At 66.2% G+C, this 17,471-nt stretch carries 9 protein-coding genes; 8 read left to right on the top strand and 1 reads right to left on the bottom strand.

Going from position 1 to position 17,471, the window contains the following annotated elements; translation table 11 throughout:
• The first annotated feature begins 17 nt into the window (after positions 1-17).
• From WAQ08_RS05595 to WAQ08_RS05585, 3 genes are read left to right on the top strand one after another with little or no spacing between them, the layout of a single operon-like run.
• On the top strand, positions 18-4,118 hold the full coding sequence (locus tag WAQ08_RS05595) for a DUF4347 domain-containing protein (protein ID WP_422189818.1): 4,101 nt from the start codon (positions 18-20) through the stop codon (positions 4,116-4,118).
• Positions 4,115-6,649 carry an ATP-binding protein gene (locus WAQ08_RS05590; protein ID WP_422189816.1) on the top strand — a complete coding sequence of 845 codons (2,535 nt, stop codon included), beginning with the start codon at positions 4,115-4,117 and terminating at the stop codon, positions 6,647-6,649. The genes WAQ08_RS05595 and WAQ08_RS05590 overlap by 4 nt, the downstream gene beginning before the upstream one ends.
• Positions 6,646-8,409, top strand: a complete 1,764-nt coding sequence (locus tag WAQ08_RS05585) for a putative bifunctional diguanylate cyclase/phosphodiesterase (RefSeq protein ID WP_422189813.1) — start codon at positions 6,646-6,648, stop codon at positions 8,407-8,409. Before WAQ08_RS05590 ends, WAQ08_RS05585 begins: the two co-directional genes overlap by 4 nt.
• 42 nt (positions 8,410-8,451) lie before the next feature.
• On the opposite strand, the gene WAQ08_RS05580 is transcribed toward WAQ08_RS05585, so the two are convergent.
• Entirely contained in the window at positions 8,452-10,722 is a 2,271-nt protein-coding gene (locus WAQ08_RS05580; RefSeq protein ID WP_422189811.1) for an Orn/Lys/Arg decarboxylase N-terminal domain-containing protein, read from the bottom strand.
• A 165-nt stretch (positions 10,723-10,887) separates the two neighbouring features.
• Here WAQ08_RS05580 and WAQ08_RS05575 point away from each other — a divergent pair, with 165 nt between their 5' ends.
• The 5 genes from WAQ08_RS05575 (at position 10,888) to WAQ08_RS05555 (ending at position 17,351) form a co-directional block, all read left to right on the top strand.
• Entirely contained in the window at positions 10,888-11,319 is a 432-nt protein-coding gene (locus WAQ08_RS05575) for an NfeD family protein (RefSeq protein ID WP_422189809.1), read from the top strand.
• 2 nt (positions 11,320-11,321) lie between these two features.
• Positions 11,322-12,248: an SPFH domain-containing protein gene (locus WAQ08_RS05570; RefSeq protein WP_422189807.1), complete on the top strand. Its 927-nt coding sequence runs from the start codon at positions 11,322-11,324 to the stop codon at positions 12,246-12,248.
• A gap of 38 nt (positions 12,249-12,286) precedes the next feature.
• Entirely contained in the window at positions 12,287-12,691 is a 405-nt protein-coding gene (locus WAQ08_RS05565; RefSeq protein WP_422189805.1) for a DUF2237 family protein, read from the top strand.
• Between the two features lie 89 nt (positions 12,692-12,780).
• Positions 12,781-14,928, top strand: a complete 2,148-nt coding sequence (locus tag WAQ08_RS05560) for a sensor domain-containing diguanylate cyclase (protein ID WP_422189803.1) — start codon at positions 12,781-12,783, stop codon at positions 14,926-14,928.
• The gene (locus tag WAQ08_RS05555) at positions 14,928-17,351 is read left to right on the top strand and encodes a diguanylate cyclase (RefSeq protein ID WP_422189801.1); all 2,424 of its coding nucleotides are present in this window, start codon (positions 14,928-14,930) and stop codon (positions 17,349-17,351) included. The genes WAQ08_RS05560 and WAQ08_RS05555 overlap by 1 nt, the downstream gene beginning before the upstream one ends.
• The last annotated feature ends 120 nt before the right edge of the window (positions 17,352-17,471 follow it).

Raw genomic sequence — 17,471 nt, 5'->3', positions numbered from 1 at the left:
ACCGCGCCGACGTCCCCATGCGCGCCCGCCCTGTCGTCGAACCCCTGGAGCCCAAGCTCCTGTATTCGGCCGACCTGCCCCCTCTGGTCATGGCCGCCGACGCCTCGACCGTGGCCGCACAGGACATCGCGCAGCAGACCAGCACCGCCACGCGCGAGATCGTCTTCATCGATGCCTCGGTGCCCGAACTGGAAACGCTGAAACGGGACCTCGCCGAGCAGGCCGAAGCAGGCCGTGACGTCGAGGTCATCGTCATCCGTGCCGACGAGGACGGGCTGGCCCGCATCACCGACACGCTGGCCGGGCGTCAGGACGTGGCCGCCGTCCACCTGATCAGCCACGGCGACGACGGCAAGGTCCAACTGGGCCAGACAGTACTGGACGCCCAGACGCTGCTGCAACGCGCCAGCGAAATCGCCCTGTGGGGCAGCGCGTTTGCGACTGAGGGCGATCTGCTGATCTACGGTTGCAACGTGGCGGCTTCCGCCAATGGCCAGGCCCTCGTGCAGGACCTGGCGGCCCTCACCGGCGCCGACGTGGCCGCCAGCAACGACAGCACCGGCCAGCAGGCCCTGGGCGGCGACTGGGCACTGGAAGTCGCGACCGGCCGCATCGAACACGGCTCTGCGCTCAGCACCCAGGCCCAGGCCGGATGGGCCCACACCCTGGCGCTGGTACTGCTACCGCCCTCCATCACCAGCAACGGCGGGGGCAGCACGGCCACCACCTCGGTCAACGAGAACAACACGTACGTGACCACCGTGACGGCCACGGCCCTGGACAGCTCGACCGAAACACTGACCTACAGCATCAATGGCGGCGCCGATGCCGCCAGGTTCCGCATCGATGCCAGCACGGGCGAACTGCGCTTTCGCAATGAGCCCAACTACGAGTCACCGACCGACGCCAATGGCGACAACGCCTATCAGGTCACCGTGGCTGTAAGCAATTCGCTCTACACCACGACCCAGGCGCTGACCGTCAACGTGCAGGACCTCAACGAAGCGCCGGTGATCATCAGTGATGGCGGCGGCGGCTACACGATCCTGCAGGTTGCCACCGGCACCACCGCCATCACCCAGGTGCAGGCTGTCGACCCAGAAGGCGATCCGATCACCTACGTCATCGACAGTTCAGTGGACGGTGCCCTGGTGACCATCGACCCCACCACGGGTGCGCTGAGCTTCAGGAACCCTGTCGACATCGGCAACGACCAGAGCTCGGCCGGCAACAACGTCTACCGCGTGTTGGCCTATGCAAAGGACCAGGGTGGCTCCTATGATCTGCAATTGGTCTTCATCCAGATCGTCGATCCCACACCGGTCAACCAGTCTCCCGTGATCGACAGCAACGGCGGCGGCAACAATGCCTCATTGACCGTGGTCGAAGGTCAGACCGCCGTCACCACCGTCCACGCCACAGACACGGATTCGAGCACCCTCACCTACAGCCTCATCGGCGGCGCGGACCAGGGCTTGTTCGACATCGATGCCACGACCGGCGTCGTGACGTTCAGGAACGCCCCCGACGCCACCGCACCGGCCGATGCCGACCAGGACAACGTCTACGAACTGATCGTGGGCGCCTCCGACGGCAACACCAGCGACAGCCAGGTACTGAGCATCCAGGTGCTCGCCCGCAACCGCGCGCCCGTCAACACGCTGCCCGCGCAGTACACCGCGCAGGAAGACACCACTCTGGCCCTCACCGGCTTGTCCGTGCACGACATCGACGCAGGCAGCGGCGTGGTCACCGTCAGCCTGCAGGCCCAACGTGGCACGCTGACCGTGCGGGACGACGTTGGCGGCGGCCTGCAGGCCAGCCAGATCCAATACAGCCTTGGTGGAGGCAAGGCGCTGCTGACAGGCACCGTGTCGGAGATCAACGCCACGCTGGCCGCCACGGACGCCGTGCTCTACGAGGCCAACGGCAACTACCACGGCACAGACACCCTGACCATGGTCAGCAACGACCAGGGCAACAGTGGCCTGGACACCAGCGGCACCCAGCCCAGTGGCGCACTGACGGACACCGACCAAGCCACCATCACCATCGATGCCGTCGACGACGCACCCGTCATCAGCGGCAACACGCTGACCATCAGCCAGGGCGGCACGGCCACGCCCGGCATCCAGCTCAGCGATATCGACAGCGCGGACAGCGTTCTTGGGGTACGCGTCCAGAGCGTGACGGGCGGGCACTTCCTGAACACGGCCACGAACAGCGTCGTCACACAGTTCTCGCTCGGCGACCTGCAGGCCGGACGCATCGTCTTCGTGCACGATGGAGGCACGGCAGCGCCCACCTACACCCTGGTGGCCTACGATGCCAGCGGCGACTCCACCGCCTCCACGGCGCAGGTCGCCTTCAATGCCTCGCCCGTGATGGTCAGCGATGGCGGCGGCGCGACCGCCACGATCACCGTCCCCGAGTTCGTCACGCAGATCACCACGGTGCAGGCCCAGGACATGGACAGCACCACGCTCACCTACGCCATCGTGGGCGGCGCCGACCAGGCCCTGTTCAGCATCGATGCCACCACCGGTGCACTGCGCTTCAACACGGCGCCAGACATCACCACGGCGCCTTACGACACCCACGCCCTGAGCTACACCGTGGTCGTGGCCGCCAGCGACGGCAGCACGCAGGCCCGGCAGACACTGACCATTCGCCTGGATACCTTCAACCGCGCACCGGTCAACACCTTGCCGGGCAGCATCACCGCGCAGGAGGACACCGCCCTGGCCCTCACCGGCCTGGCCGTGACCGACATCGACGCGGGCAACGGCACCATCACCGTCAGCCTGCAAACCCAGCATGGCGCACTGAGCGTGCGCCACGACGTCACCGGCGGCGTTCAAGGCAACCAGATCCAGTACGACAGCGGCCAGCGGCAGGTCACGCTCTCGGGCACGGTCGCGCAGATCAATGCCACGCTCTCGGCCAACCAGGGCGTGGTCTACCTGGCCGATGCTGACTACCACGGTGCCGACATCCTCACCATGCTCAGCAACGACCAGGGCCACAGCGGCCTGGGCATCGGCGGCACATCGCCCAGCGCCCCGTTGACCGACAGCGACCAGGCCACGATCACCGTCGGCGCCGTCAACGACGCGCCCGTGATCACCATCAACACGCTGACCATCGACCAGGGCGGGCGCGCGGTGCCGCTCGTGCAGGTCAGCGATGTCGACAGCCCGGCCAGCGCACTCACGCTGAGCGTGCAGAGCCTGCTTGGCGGCCGCTTCATCGTGGCCAGCACCGGCGCCACCGTGACCCAGTTCAGCCTGACCGATGCCCAGGCAGGGCTCATCGTCTTCGTGCAGGATGGCAGCGCTCAGACACCCTCCTACGTGCTGGTGGTCTCCGACGGCCAGGCCAGCGCGAGCGGAGCCGCCACCGTGAGCGTCACGCCCACGCCGCCCGCCCCGCTGACGTCCGGCCCCTCGACCACACCCGCCGGCACCGACAGTTCATCGAACGCCTCTTCAAGCACGCAAACGGCTTCCGGTGAAGCTGTAGGCGCGCCAATGGCCGCCGCCGCAGCCACGCCCGGGGTGCCCATGGCCATTGCGTCCACGCTTGCGGAGCCCAACGCCATGGCCCCGGGCATCGAGATCCAGGTCGACGCTCCCGTCGTCAAGGTCGGCATCGAGGCCACCGAGCGCCCCAACCTCGCCTCACAGGGCCCAGCCACCGCCGAGGCCGAAGGCTTCCAGTACAGCTGGAACGCCTCGCTCAGCGCGCCAGGCGTGGCCGAGGAACTGCGCCGCAACCTCGATGCCCTGCACGAGCAACTGCAGGGCAACGGCATCGAGCGACGCCATGTGGTGGCGTCGTCCATCGCACTGAGCACCGGCATGTCGGTCGGCTATGTGATCTGGCTGATCCGTGGCGGCGCCCTCGTGGGCTCGATGCTCTCGGCCATGCCGGCCTGGCAGATGATCGACCCGCTGCCCGTGCTGCACCGCGGCGGTGGCCGTGGAAACTCGATCGACATGGGTGAGGGAGACGCCTCGGTCGAACAACTCTTCGACGGCGATGCCCCGCCCGCGCCGCCGCCCCCGCCACCCGCGCCGCCCCCCTTGCCCCCGCAGCCCGTGGAGGCCCGCGCATGATCAAGCGCCTGTCCACCCGCTTCTACCTGGCGATGGGCCTGTCCTCGCTGATGGTCACCCTGGTGCTGGCCGCCTCCTACCTGGGCCTGGTGCCCGACCAGGAAGCGCTCAAGCGCGACCAGCGCGCCTCGCTGGCCGAGAACCTTGCCGTGGTCGGCTCGCTGCTGCTCAACGAGGACGACCCGTCCCTGCTGCAGCAGACCCTGCAGATGGCCGCCGACCGCGAAGCCGATCTCGAATCCATCGGCGTGCGCCGCAGCGACCGTACGCTGCTGGTGCACATCGGCCCGCACGACACATGGCGCCTGGACAACGACGATGCCTCCAACGACGCCCAGATCCAGGTACCGCTCTCGCACGATGGCGAGCGCTGGGGCCAGCTCGAGCTGCGTTTCACCCCGCTGCGCCATGAAGGCTGGCTCGGCTACCTCGACGACCCCACCCTGCGCCTGACCGCCTTCATGGGCTTGTGCGGCTTCATCGTGTTCGCGCTCTACCTGGGCCGCATGCTGCGCCACCTCGACCCCTCTCAGGCCATCCCGGCACGCGTGCGCTCCGCACTGGACACCCTCACCGAGGGCTTGATGGTGCTCGATGGCAAGTGCCAGACCGTGCTGGCCAACCAGTCGCTGGCGGACATCATCGGCGTCGAGCCCGACGCCCTGCTCGGCCGCCCCGCCGCCAGCCTGCCCTGGACCGACCGCGCCGGCTCGCCGATGGACGCACAGGCCCTGCCCTGGCTCGAAGCCCTGCAGAGCCGCGAGACACGCCGCAACGTCCTGATGTACCTCAAGAACGACCGGGGCCAGCGCTACACCTTCCGCGTCAACTGCTCGCCCATCCTGGCGGCTGACAAGCCCCAGGGCGTGCTGATCAGCTTCCAGGACGTCACCGAACTGGAAGAAAAGGAAATCGCCCTGCAGGCCGCCAAGGAAGAAGCCGACGCTGCCAACCGTGCCAAGAGCGACTTCCTGGCCAACATGAGCCACGAGATCCGCACCCCGATGAACGCCATCCTGGGCTTCACCGAGCTGCTGCGCCGTCGTGGCAGCGCGGGCCAGGCTGACGACCAGCGCCGCCACCTGGACACCATCCACTCCAGCGGCAAGCACCTGCTCGAACTGATCAACGACATCCTCGACCTGTCCAAGGTCGAATCCGGCAGGCTGGAACTGGAGCTGGTGCGCTTCGCGCCGCACACTGTCGCCCACGACGTGGTGCAGGTGCTCGAAGTCAAAGCCCAGGAGAAAGGCATCCGCCTGCACCTGGACCTGCCCGAGGCGCTGCCCGCCACCGTGCTCAACGACCCATCGCGCCTGCGCCAGATCCTCACCAACCTGGTCGGCAACGCCATCAAGTTCACACAGCAGGGCCAGATCACCGTCTCCCTGCATCTGCTGACCATCGAGGGCACCTCGCGCCTGTGCGTCGACGTGAAAGACACCGGCGTGGGCATACCGGCCGACAAGCTCGATGCCGTCTTCGAGCCCTTCACACAGGCGGAGACCTCCACCACCCGCCGTTTCGGCGGCACCGGCCTGGGCCTGACCATCAGCCGGCGCTTCGCCCGCGCGATGGGCGGCGACATCATCGCCACGAGCGAGCCCGGCCAGGGCAGCACCTTCCACCTCTGGATCGACCCCGGCCCGCTCAAGGGCGTGCCCCTGCTGCCGCCGGCCGAACTGCAGCGTCATGCCGACCGCCCCGCCGCCATGGAAGCCTCGCACTGGCGCTTCCCGCCCAAACGGATCCTGGTCGTCGACGACGGCTCGGAGAACCGCGAACTGGTGCGGCTGGTGCTGGAAGAAACCGGCCTGCTCGTCGGCGAGGCCGAGAACGGCCAGTTGGCGCTCGATGCCCTGCAGGCCGAGGCCTACGACCTGGTCCTGATGGACATGCAGATGCCCGTGATGGACGGCGTCACCGCCACCCGCCTGATCCGGGAGCGCGGCCTGCAGATCCCCGTGCTGGCACTGACCGCCAACGCCATGAAGGGCTTCGAGATCCGCATCCAGGAGGCCGGCTTCTCGGGCTTCCACATCAAGCCGCTGAACATCGACGGCCTGCTGCTGGACCTGGCCGACCGGCTGGGCGGCGAGCGCGTGCAAGGCCCTGCCCCTGTCGAGGCCAGGCCCGGCCCTGCCCCTGCAGCCAGCCTGGCGATGGCAGCCAGCAGCGACACCACACCTGTTATCTCGCGCCTGTCCCAGCATCCCAAGCTGCGCAAGGTCGTGGCCAAGTTCATCGATCAGTTCCCCATCAAGCAGGCCGCCATGGACACAGCCCTGGCGCGCCAAGATCTGGAAGAGCTGTCACAGCTCGCCCACTGGCTCAAGGGTGCTGGCGGCAGCGTCGGCTTCGACGACTATTTCGAGCCCTCCCGCGAGCTGGAAACGGCCTGCAAGGAGGGCAACCCTGCCCAGGCGGCCCACTGGCTGCAGGCCATCCGTGCCATCGCCGCGCGCATGGTGCTCGACGCCCCGCCTGACACCCCCAACCCCTCCGACCATCCCACCGGAATCCACGCGTGAGCCCTCATTTTTCGCAAGACAGCGCCCCCTGGGATGAAGCGCTGGTGATGATGGTCGATGACGAGGAACTCCTCACCGACGTCATCCAGACCCACCTCGAAGACGCCGGCTACACGCGCTTCGCGGCCTGCAACGCCCCTCTGGAAGCGCTCGCGCTGATCAAGGCGCGCCGCCCGGACGTGCTGCTGCTCGACCTGATGATGCCTGGCATCTCCGGCTTCGACATCCTGCAGGCCGTGCGCGCCGACGCCGAGCTGCAGTACACGCCCGTGGTGGTGCTGACCGCCGCCAGCGACCCGGCCACCAAGCTGCGCGCGCTGGAATTGGGCGCCTCCGAATTCCTGGCCAAGCCGGTGGACGCCAGCGAGTTGGTTCTGCGCATGCGCAACACCCTGGCCTTCAAGCGCTACCAGGACCGCCTGGCCTACGTGGACCCTGTCACCGGCCTGGCCAACCGCGACCGCTTCACCAAGCGCCTGGAAGGCCTGCTGCCGCACGTGCTGGCCCGCAAGGACGGCGCCATCGGCCTGCTGCACCTGAGCTGCGACCAGGTCCGCCAGACCCGCGAGACCCTGGGCCCGCGCGCCACCGACAACCTGCTGCGCCAGATCGCCCAGCGCCTGGGCGCCCTGCTCACCGCTCAACCCGGCCTGGAACGCCTGAGCGCCGACGCTCTGGACCTCGCCCGAGTGGGCGACCAGGACTTCGCCCTGTTGATGCCCGACCTGCCGCATGCAGAAAATGCCGCCGACCTGGCCAAACAATGCCTGCAGGTGCTGGCCGAACCCATCGAGATCGAAGGCCACCCCATCTTCCTGAGCGCCAGCATCGGCATCGCCCTGGCCCCCAACGACGGCCGCCACGCCGACAGCCTGCTCAAAAGCGCCGACATGGCCTGCTCCAAGGCCCAGGCCTCCAACGGCAAGACGCGCTATGAGTTCTTCTCCGAGGAGATGACGGCGCGCTCGCTGGAACGGCTCACGCTGACACACCAGTTGCGCCGCGCCCTGGAGCGCGACGAACTGCGCCTGCACTACCAGCCCAAGGTCTGCCTGCGTACCGGTGCCATCAAGGGCGCCGAGGCCCTGGTGCGCTGGCAGCACCCGGAGCACGGCCTGCTGCTGCCGGGCAGGTTCATCACCGTTGCCGAGGAATCCGGCCTGATCGGCGACATCGGCGCCTGGGTGCTCGACGAAGCCTGCCGCCAGGCCAACATCTGGCGCACCCAGGGGCTGGACCAGCTCAAGATCGCCGTGAACGTGGCCCGCCCGCAGTTCGAGGACGGCCAGCTCTGCACGCGCCTGCAGCACCTGCTGCAGAGCACCGGCTTGCCGCCCTCCTGGCTGATGATGGAGCTGACGGAAAGCATGCTGGTGCAGGACGCCGCCAAGGCCCTGCAGCAGATGCACGATCTGCGGGCGTTGGGCGTGGGGCTGTCCATCGACGACTTCGGCACTGGGTATTCGTCGCTGAGCTACCTCAAACGTTTCCCGGCCAGTGAGCTGAAGGTGGACCGCTCCTTCATCATCGACCTGCCCAAGCACGACAAGGACCGCGCCATCGTGCAGACCGTGGTCACGCTGGGCCACAGCCTGGGCATGGACGTGGTGGCAGAAGGCATCGAGACGCCCGAGCAGCACCTCATCCTGCAGCACATCGGCTGCGATGTGTTCCAGGGCTTTCTGTTCAGCAAGGCCGTGCCGCCCGAGCAGTTCGAAGCGCTGGTGCGCCTGAACCTCGAGCAGCCGCTGGCCGTGTAAACCCGCCGGGGACTGGGTCGATCCAGCCCCAGCATCCGTGCCTTACTCGGCCGGTTGGGCCACGCAGTCCACGTAGTAGCGCGTCACGCCGCCGGGCAACTCTTCGCCGACCAGGCCATGCACGTCGGTCGCGAAGCCTGGGAAGGCGTCGTTGAACTCGCGCGTGAACTTCAGGAAGTCGCAGATCTTCTTGTTGAAGCGCTCACCCGGCACCAGCAGCGGGATGCCCGGCGGGTACGGCGTCAGCAGCGAAGTCGTGATGCGGCCTTCCAGCTGGTCGATGCTCACGCGCTCGGTCTGGCGGCGCGCGATGTGGGCATAGGCGTCGCTCGGCGTCATGGCTGGCTGCAGATCCGACAGGTACATCTCCGTCGTCAGGCGCGCGATGTCACCCTTGGCGTACATCTCGTGGATGCTCTGGCACAGATCCTTCAGGCCCATGCGCTCGTACTTCGGGTGCTTCTTGCAGAAGTCCGGCAGCACGCGCCACATCGGGGCGTTCTTGTCGTAGTCGTCCTTGAACTGCTGCAGCGCGGTCAGCATCGTGTTCCAGCGGCCCTTGGTGATGCCGATGGTGAACATGATGAAGAAGCTGTAGAGGCCGGTCTTTTCGACCACCACGCCGTGCTCGGCCAGGTACTTGGTGACAATGGCCGCCGGGATGCCCGTCTTGGCGAACTTGCCGGACACATCCAGGCCCGGGTTGATGATGGTGGACTTGATCGGGTCCAGCATGTTGAAGCCTTCGGCCAGGTTGCCGAAGCCGTGCCACTTCTCGTTGGCCTCGAGCACCCAGTCTTCCTGCTTGATGTCCTCGTTGGACAGCTTGTCCGGGCCCCAGACCTTGAACCACCAGTCCTTGCCGTACTCCTTGGTCACCTTGCGCATGGCGCGGCGGAAGTCCAGCGCTTCCTTGATGCTTTCCTCGACCAGGGCGGTGCCGCCGGGCGGCTCCATCATGGCCGCCGCCACGTCGCACGACGCGATGATCGCGTACTGCGGGCTGGTGGAGGTGTGCATCAGGTAGGCCTCGTTGAAGAGGTTGCGGTCCAGCTTGCGCGTCTGCGAATCCTGCACCAGCACCTGCGAGGCCTGGCTGATGCCGGCCAGCAGCTTGTGGGTGGATTGCGTGGCGTAGACCAGCGCCTCCTTCGGCCGCGTGCGGCCCTTGCCCATGGCGTGGTAGGTGCCGTAGAACTTGTGGAAGGCAGCGTGCGGCAGCCAGGCTTCGTCGAAGTGCAGCGTGTCGATCCAGCCGTCCAGCGTGTCCTTGATGGTCTCGGTGTTGTAGAGCACACCGTCGTAGGTGCTCTGCGTGATCGTCAGGATGCGCGGCTTGACCTTCTTGGGGTCGACATCCTTCAGCAAGGGGTTCTTGGCGATCTTCTTGCGGATCGTGGCCGGGTCGAACTCGCTTTTCGGGATCGGGCCGATGATGCCGTAGTGGTTGCGCGTAGGCGTGAGGAACACCGGCACCGCGCCCGTCATGATGATCGAGTGCAGGATGGACTTGTGGCAGTTGCGGTCCACCACGACCACGTCGCCTGGGGCCACCGTGTGGTGCCACACCATCTTGTTGGACGTGGACGTGCCGTTGGTAACGAAGAAGCAATGGTCGGCATTGAAGATGCGCGCGGCGTTCTTCTCGCTCTCGTAGACCGGTCCGGTGTGGTCCAGCAGTTGGCCGAGTTCTTCCACCGCGTTGCACACGTCGGCGCGCAGCATGTTCTCGCCGAAGAACTGGTGGAACATCTGACCCACCGGGCTCTTCAGGAAAGCCACACCGCCAGAGTGGCCAGGGCAGTGCCAGGAGTAGGAGCCATCCTGCGCGTAGTCCATCAGCGCCTTGAAGAACGGGGGCGCCAGCGAATCCACGTAGGCACGCGCCTCGCGGATGATGTGGCGGGCCACGAACTCCGGCGTGTCCTCGAACATGTGGATGAAGCCGTGCAGTTCGCGCAGGATCTCGTTGGGGATGTGCTCGGAGGTGCGCGTCTCACCATACAGGTAGATGGGGATTTCGGCGTTCTTGAAGCGGATTTCGCTGACGAAGGCGCGCAGGGCCTTGAGCGCCGCGTCCACCTCGGCCTTGGAGCCGCTGCCGAACTCCTCGTCGTCGATCGACAGGATGAAGGCGCTGGCCCGGCTCTGCTGCTGGGCGAACTGCGACAGATCGCCATAACTGGTCACGCCCAGCACTTCGAAGCCTTCCTTCTGGATGGCGTCGGCCAGGGCGCGGATGCCCAGACCCGAGGTGTTCTCGGAGCGGAAGTCCTCGTCGATGATGACGATGGGGAAGTGGAATCTCAGCATGGGGCCCCCAGGGTGCGGCACAAAAAAGCAGAAAGCGCGAAGTGTAGGGCTCTTGGATGACATCCGCAGCAGCAATTTGAGCCCTGCTGCTGCTTGTACGCATCGATGTGCGTACACTAGGATGTCGAAAAGCTCCTTCCGCCGATGGGGCGGGCACAAGAAACCATGGAAGATTCGACCCTGTGGTGGCTGGTGGCGGGCCTGCTCGTCGCGGCCGAACTGGTCACCGGTACCTTCTACCTGCTGATGCTGGCCTTGGGGGCTGCTGCCGGGGCGCTCGTGGCGCATGCCGGTTTCGGCACCGAGGCCCAGATCCTGGCCGCGGCCCTGCTGGGTGGCGGGGGATCCGCCGTGCTGCACCTGCGCAGGCGGCGCAACCCGCCTGCCAGCGATGACAGCGCCGGCGCCCTGCTCGACGTCGGCCAGACCGTTCAGGTGACCGTCTGGCAGCCCGATGGCTCCACCCAGGTGCATTACCGCGGCGCCCAATGGCGCGCCAAACTGGCCACGCAGGCAACCCCTGACACCCCTCCTCAGCCCGGAACGCACCGCATCAGCGGCGTGCAGGGCAGCCAACTCATCCTGGAGAAACTCTGAGCATGCTTGAAACCGCGCTGATCATCCTCGTCGTCGCCGTTGTATTCACGATGCAGGCCGTCAAGGTCGTGCCGCAGCAAAGCGCCTGGGTGCTCGAACGGCTGGGCAAGTACCACGGCACCCTGACGGCCGGCCTGAACATCGTGCTGCCCTTCATCGACCGGGTGTCTTACAAGCATTCGCTCAAGGAAGTGCCGCTGGACGTGCCCAGCCAGGTCTGCATCACCAAGGACAACACCCAGTTGCAGGTCGACGGCATCCTGTACTTCCAGGTGACGGACGCCATGCGCGCCAGCTATGGCACCTCCAACTACATCCTGGCCATCAGCCAGTTGGCGCAGACCACCCTGCGCTCGGTGGTAGGCAAGCTGGAGCTGGACCGCACTTTCGAAGAGCGCGACATGATCAACGCCGCCGTGGTGGCCGCCCTGGACGAGGCCGCGCCCAACTGGGGCGTCAAGGTGCTGCGCTACGAGATCAAGGACCTCACCCCGCCGGCCGAAATCCTGCGCGCCATGCAGCAGCAGATCACCGCCGAGCGCGACAAGCGTGCCCGCATCGCCGAATCCGAGGGCCGCAAGCAGGAACAGATCAACCTGGCCACCGGCGAGCGCGAGGCCTACATCGCCAAATCCGAGGGTGAGCGCCAGGCCGAAATCAACAAGGCCCAGGGCGAGGCCATCGCCATCACCTCGGTGGCCGACGCCACGGCCGATGCCATCCGCAAGATCGCCGAGGCCATCCAGTCGCCCGGAGGCCAGGAGGCCGTGAACCTGAAGGTGGCCGAGCGGGCGGTGGATGCCTACGCCCAACTGGCCCAGAAGAACAACACCATGATCGTGCCCGGCAACATGAGCGAGGTGTCCTCGCTGATCGCCACGTCCATGGCCCTGATCAAGAACGCACAGCCGCCACGGCCCAACGCCTGACGGCCACAACACAACACCACAGCCACCTCAAGCCGGCCATGTCCTCCATCGAGCTGACCAGCGCGCGCAATGTACTGGGTGGGCCCCTGCGGGCCTGCTCCTACGCCCCGCTGACCGGCTTTTTCCGGGATGGCTGCTGCCGCACCCGCAAGGACGACCCTGGCCTGCACGTGGTCTGCGCCCGCATGACGCCCGATTTCCTGGCCTTCTCGACGGCGCGCGGCAATGATCTGCTCACCCCACGGCCCGAGTGGCGCTTCGCCGGGCTGGCCCCCGGGGACCGCTGGTGCCTGTGCGCACAGCGCTGGCTCGACGCCTGCGATGCGGGCGTCGCCCCGCCCGTGGTGCTCGAGGCCACGCACGAGCAGGCCCTGGACGTGATCCCGCTGGAGTTGCTGCTGCGACACGCCAGCGCGCCACCGCCCCAGCCCCCCGACGGGTAAGCCATTTGCCTGGCAGTTGTCCCCTTTCTCAAGTTGCCGCCAGCGGCACCCGATAAACAGACAACCGTTCCACCAGGGGCGCATCCCCGATGAACTCAGGCAGCACCTCCTTCACAGGCATCACAAGGCAGTCCATCAGCCTGGGCCTGTTCATGGTCGGCCTGGTGCTGGTAGTTGTTGCGATTGAGCACGAAACGGCCCCCGGCCATGACCACCACTTGCAGTTGATATGGTATGCGCTTCCCGCCGTGGCGATTGGTATCGGTAGCAATGTGCTTTGGCACGAGTGGCAAACCCTGCGCACCTGGGTCGCAGAACGCAACACCGTAGTGCACCAACGCCGGCAGGAGCGGGAAGACGCCCTGGGCAAGGAGGCGCACGAGCGTGCACTGGCCATCGTCGAAGGCAAGAACCAGGGCCTGGATTACCGCGCCCGGGCCATCCGGGCGGCGCAGATCAGCATCTGGGTGGCCGACATCCCCAGCAATCAGATCATTTTCGAAGGCATCCACACGGGGCTGAAAGACTTCCTGCCTGACACGCGGATCTACCATGGCCGTGAGTGGTACCTGCGCCTGCACCCGCATGACACGGAGTTGGTGGAGTACCGCTTCAAGGAGTTCATCAAGCGGCGCATCCATACCTTCGAGATGGAATACCGCGTGCCGGACGACCGAGGCGGCTGGCGCTGGATCATCTCCCGCGGGCTGGTGATCCAGGAAGACGAACGCGGCCGCACCCTGGTGGCGGCCGGCACCCACACCGACATCCACCAGCGCAAGCTGGCTCAGATCGCCCACGCCCAGGAACGCGCCCTGTTCAATGCGGGCCCCGTGGTGATCTTCCGGTTCGCCCTGATGGGTGACCGCATCATCGACTTCATCAGCCGCAATGCACCGCGCCTCTGGCGTTACACGGATCCGGACTGGACCGCCGTCGGCAAACCCACCAGCGCACTGGTGCACCCCGATGACCTGCCCGCCGTGCGGGCCGCCATCAACGATGCCTTTGCCACCAGCAAGCCCGCCGTGGATGCGCAGTTGCGGCTGCTGCGGGGCGACGGCACCTACCACTGGCAGAGCATGCGCCTGATCTTCGAGATGGAGCATGGCCAACCCTTTGCCCGCGGCTACATGCTCGACGTGCAGGAGCGCAAGACGGTGGAAGAGCTGGCCGCCAGCCACAACCAGGCGCTAGAAGCCCTGGTGGAGCAGTTGCACATGGCCCAGGCCGACAGTGTGGTACTGCAGGAGACCTCGGACCTGCTCAACTCGGCCGAGGATGTGGACGAAGCCTTCGAGATCGTGCGCCGCGCGGCCGATGCGGTGTTCCCGGGCTGGAGCGGATCGCTGTCGGCCATCATGCAGCACGGGGGGCTGAGCCTGGTTGGCCAGTGGGGCGCACCGCCCTGGCAGGATGCGGAATTCCAGCTCAAGGATTGCTGGGGCCTGCGCCGCGGCAAGCCGCACGGCTACCTCAATGAAGACCGCCAACTGCGCTGCAACCACATCCACCCTGATGTGGAAGGCCAACTGCTGCCCTATGTGTGCGTGCCCATGTCGGCCAACGGTGAAACCGTGGGGGCCCTGCACCTGTTCGCCAACAGCATGGTCACGTCCGAGCAGATTGGCGAAATCGAGGTGCGTGCCGAGCGTTTTGCCGAAACGCTCAAGCTGGCCATGTCCAACCTGCGTCTGCGCGCCTGGCTGCGCGACCAGGCCACCCGCGACGGGCTCACCGGCCTGTACAACCGTCGCCTGCTGGACGAACGCCTGCCCGTGGAGATCAAGCGCAGCCACCGTGATCGCCTGCCCGTGTCGCTGGCCATGATCGATGTAGATCACTTCAAGCGCTTCAACGACGACTACGGCCACGATGCCGGCGACCTGGTGCTCAAGTCGATCAGCGAACTGCTGATGGACCGTGTGCGCGTCTATGACCTGGCCTGCCGCTATGGCGGGGAAGAACTCATCCTGCTGATGCCGGGCTGCCAGATCGAGGATGCGATCGTCAAGCTCGAAGCCATCCGCATCGACGTGGCCTCGCTGCAGATCAGCTACCAGGGCTACATGCTGCCCCCCGTGACCATCTCGATCGGGCTGGCTGAAACACATGGCGGCAGCGCAGAGGCCCTGCTGCGCCAAGCCGATGAGGCGCTCTACCGCGCCAAGCGCCAGGGCCGCAACCGCCTGGTGGTGCAGGACGACATAACCCCTCCGCCGGAGGAGATGCACTGATGGGCTCTCTGACACCGATGGACCCTTGGCTGCTGGTGCCGGCCATGCTGCTGTCCGTGCTGTGGGGTGTCACCCTGCGCGCTACCTGGCAGCACATCTACCTGCGCATCCAGCGCAGCGAAGTAGTGTCCTGGGGCTGGATGCTGGCCTGCGCCCCCGTGCTGGGTTTCGGCCTGTGGGCCGCCATGGTGGCCACGCTGGGCAGCTTCGACATGCACGGGGTTCCGCTGGTGCTCCCACCGGGCAGTCTGATCAAAAGCCTGCTGCTGGTGGTCGGCCTGCACGCCCTCGTCTTCGGCGTGGCGCCGTTCATGCCCCGAGAAACCAAGAAGCGGCAAGTCGTGGCCGTGCTGCTGGCCATGCTGTCCACCAGCGGCACCGCGTTCAGCATGCTCTACATGATCGCCCAACTGCACCTGGCTCCAAGCGGCCATCTCAGCACGACGGGCTATGTGGGGCTGACCATCCTCACGCTGTCGGCCTCGGCCATAAGCTATCGGCAGATCGAGAACCGCTGGCGCGGCGGCATCACCTCCGGTCTCTTCTACGGGCTGGTGATGGTGCTGTGCCTGCAACTGACGACCTGGCCAAAGGCCGTTTACTACATCGGCAGCCCCGAGGCGCTCACGCTGAACTGGCTGGCCCAGCCGTTGGCAGATGCCGGCCTGGTGGCCGCAACCTCGCTGCTGGGAGTCGCCTGGCTAAGGCGCTTCAAAGAGCGTCTGGCAGCCCGTCCCCTGCCCGTCGTGACCCCCAGCGTGAGCGAGGTGGAAGCACAGGCCGAAACCCTGGCCCGTGACATGGTGGAAGACCGCAAGCGCCGAGATGCGCTGTACGACCGCGTGCTGCGACACTCCTCGGTGCGCTTCTGGGGCTTCGACGTTGCCGACAAGCAATTCCAGTTCCGGGGCGAACAATCGCTTAATGCACCGCTGTCAGACACCGACCTGGTGATCGACACCGACGAGTGGTTCGCCGCACACCTGCCCCCTGAAGAAGCGGATGGCATCCACCGTGATGTGACCGCCCAACTGGCTGCCAAGGGGGGCTTCGACTGTCTGCACCGCATCCGCGCTCGAGCCGACGAGGACACGTGGCGCTGGGTCATTGCCCGGGCCAGCGTGGTGCGCCGGGATGCCACCGGCCAGCCCACCTACATCGTCGGCACACACATCGACGTGACCGAGCACGGGGAGCTGCAGGCCGCGCTGGACCGCGACAGCCGCCTGTTCTCCGAAGGCCCCATCGTGATGATCCGCTGGCGCTTCGATACCCGCTCCATCCAGATCAAGGCGCTGGACTTCATCTCGCCCAACATCGAAAAGCTCTGGGGCTATGACCTCGAAGAGATGCACAACTTCGCCAACTGGCAGAGCATCATCGAAGACAGCGACATCTCGGACATCGGCCGCAAGGTGCAAGATGCGCTCAACACAGGGATCTCCGAAATCTCGCACGAGTTCCGCGTCAAGCTCAAGGATGGGCGGCTGTTGTGGCACTCGCTGTTCGCCCGCATCGAGGCGGATGACGATGGCGGCAGCATCAGCGGCTTCATCGTGGACATCGACTCCTTCAAGCGCGTGGAGCAACGCTCGCAGGAGCAGGCCCGCCAGCTCGAAGAGCTGATCGAGGAGTTGCGCCGGGCCAAGGACGAAACCGTCATCCTGCGCGAAAGCAGCGAGTTCCTGAACACCGCCGAATCACTGGATGAGGCCTTCAACATCATCAGCCGTGCTGCCTACGCCATCTTCCCTGCGTGGAGCGGCGCACTGGCCAGCGCCCAGGAGAATGACCGCCTCAAACTGGTGGGGCGCTGGGGTGAGGCAGCCGAGTTCAACACCGAGTTTTCATCCGGCGATTGCTGGGCGCTGCGCCGTGGGCGTGCGCACCATTTCGTCGATGAACGTGTCAGCCTGCGCTGCCGCCACGTGCACTCCGCGATGGGCGAGCAGCCACGCCCTTACCTGTGCATTCCGATGTCCGCCAACGGCGAATCGGTGGGCTCACTGCATCTGATGGCCTCCAAGAACCTGAGCCGGGAGCAGATGGTGCCGCTGGCGCAGCGGGCCAACCGGCTGGGTGAAACACTCAAGCTGGCACTGTCCAACCTGCGGCTGAGAGCCGGCCTGCGAGAACAGGCCACCCACGATGCGCTCACCGGCCTGTACAACCGCCGCTTCATGAACGACCGCCTGCCGGTGGAGATCAAACGTTGCGAACGTGAAGGCCAGCGCCTGGCACTGGCCATGATCGACGTGGACCACTTCAAGTACTTCAATGACCATCACGGCCACGATGCCGGCGACGTCATCCTGCGCGCGCTCGGTGAGCTGCTGCGCCAGCGCGTACGGATCTATGACCTGGCCTGCCGTTTTGGCGGGGAAGAAATGTCCCTGATCATGCCGGGGTGCAGCATGGGGTGATCTCGGTTTCGATGCAAAAACCCCCGCCCTCAGATAGGTGGTAACCCTCGGTTCGACAGGCTGCACAGGGAGGAAGCTGGGCACCGGCGTCACCACCGAATCGCCTTGTTTGAAGCATGC

Origin of the sequence: Aquabacterium sp. (genome assembly GCF_049274795.1) — a bacterium.
In the GTDB taxonomy this organism is placed as follows: Bacteria; Pseudomonadota; Gammaproteobacteria; order Burkholderiales; family Burkholderiaceae_C; genus Aquabacterium.
Note: the sequence above shows the minus strand (reverse complement) of the source record. Positions and strands in the feature narration are given on the sequence as shown.

Excerpts from the sequence above, each read along its gene's own strand:
- WAQ08_RS05595 (WP_422189818.1), top strand. The coding sequence starts at position 18 with ATGCGCGCCCGCCCTGTCGTCGAACCCCTGGAGCCCAAGCTCCTGTAT.
- WAQ08_RS05565 (WP_422189805.1), top strand. The coding sequence starts at position 12,287 with ATGTCCTCCATCGAGCTGACCAGCGCGCGCAATGTACTGGGTGGGCCC.
- WAQ08_RS05575 (WP_422189809.1), top strand. The coding sequence starts at position 10,888 with ATGGAAGATTCGACCCTGTGGTGGCTGGTGGCGGGCCTGCTCGTCGCG.
- WAQ08_RS05590 (WP_422189816.1), top strand. The coding sequence starts at position 4,115 with ATGATCAAGCGCCTGTCCACCCGCTTCTACCTGGCGATGGGCCTGTCC.
- WAQ08_RS05560 (WP_422189803.1), top strand. The coding sequence starts at position 12,781 with ATGAACTCAGGCAGCACCTCCTTCACAGGCATCACAAGGCAGTCCATC.
- WAQ08_RS05555 (WP_422189801.1), top strand. The coding sequence starts at position 14,928 with ATGGGCTCTCTGACACCGATGGACCCTTGGCTGCTGGTGCCGGCCATG.
- WAQ08_RS05580 (WP_422189811.1), bottom strand. The coding sequence starts at position 10,722 with ATGCTGAGATTCCACTTCCCCATCGTCATCATCGACGAGGACTTCCGC.
- WAQ08_RS05570 (WP_422189807.1), top strand. The coding sequence starts at position 11,322 with ATGCTTGAAACCGCGCTGATCATCCTCGTCGTCGCCGTTGTATTCACG.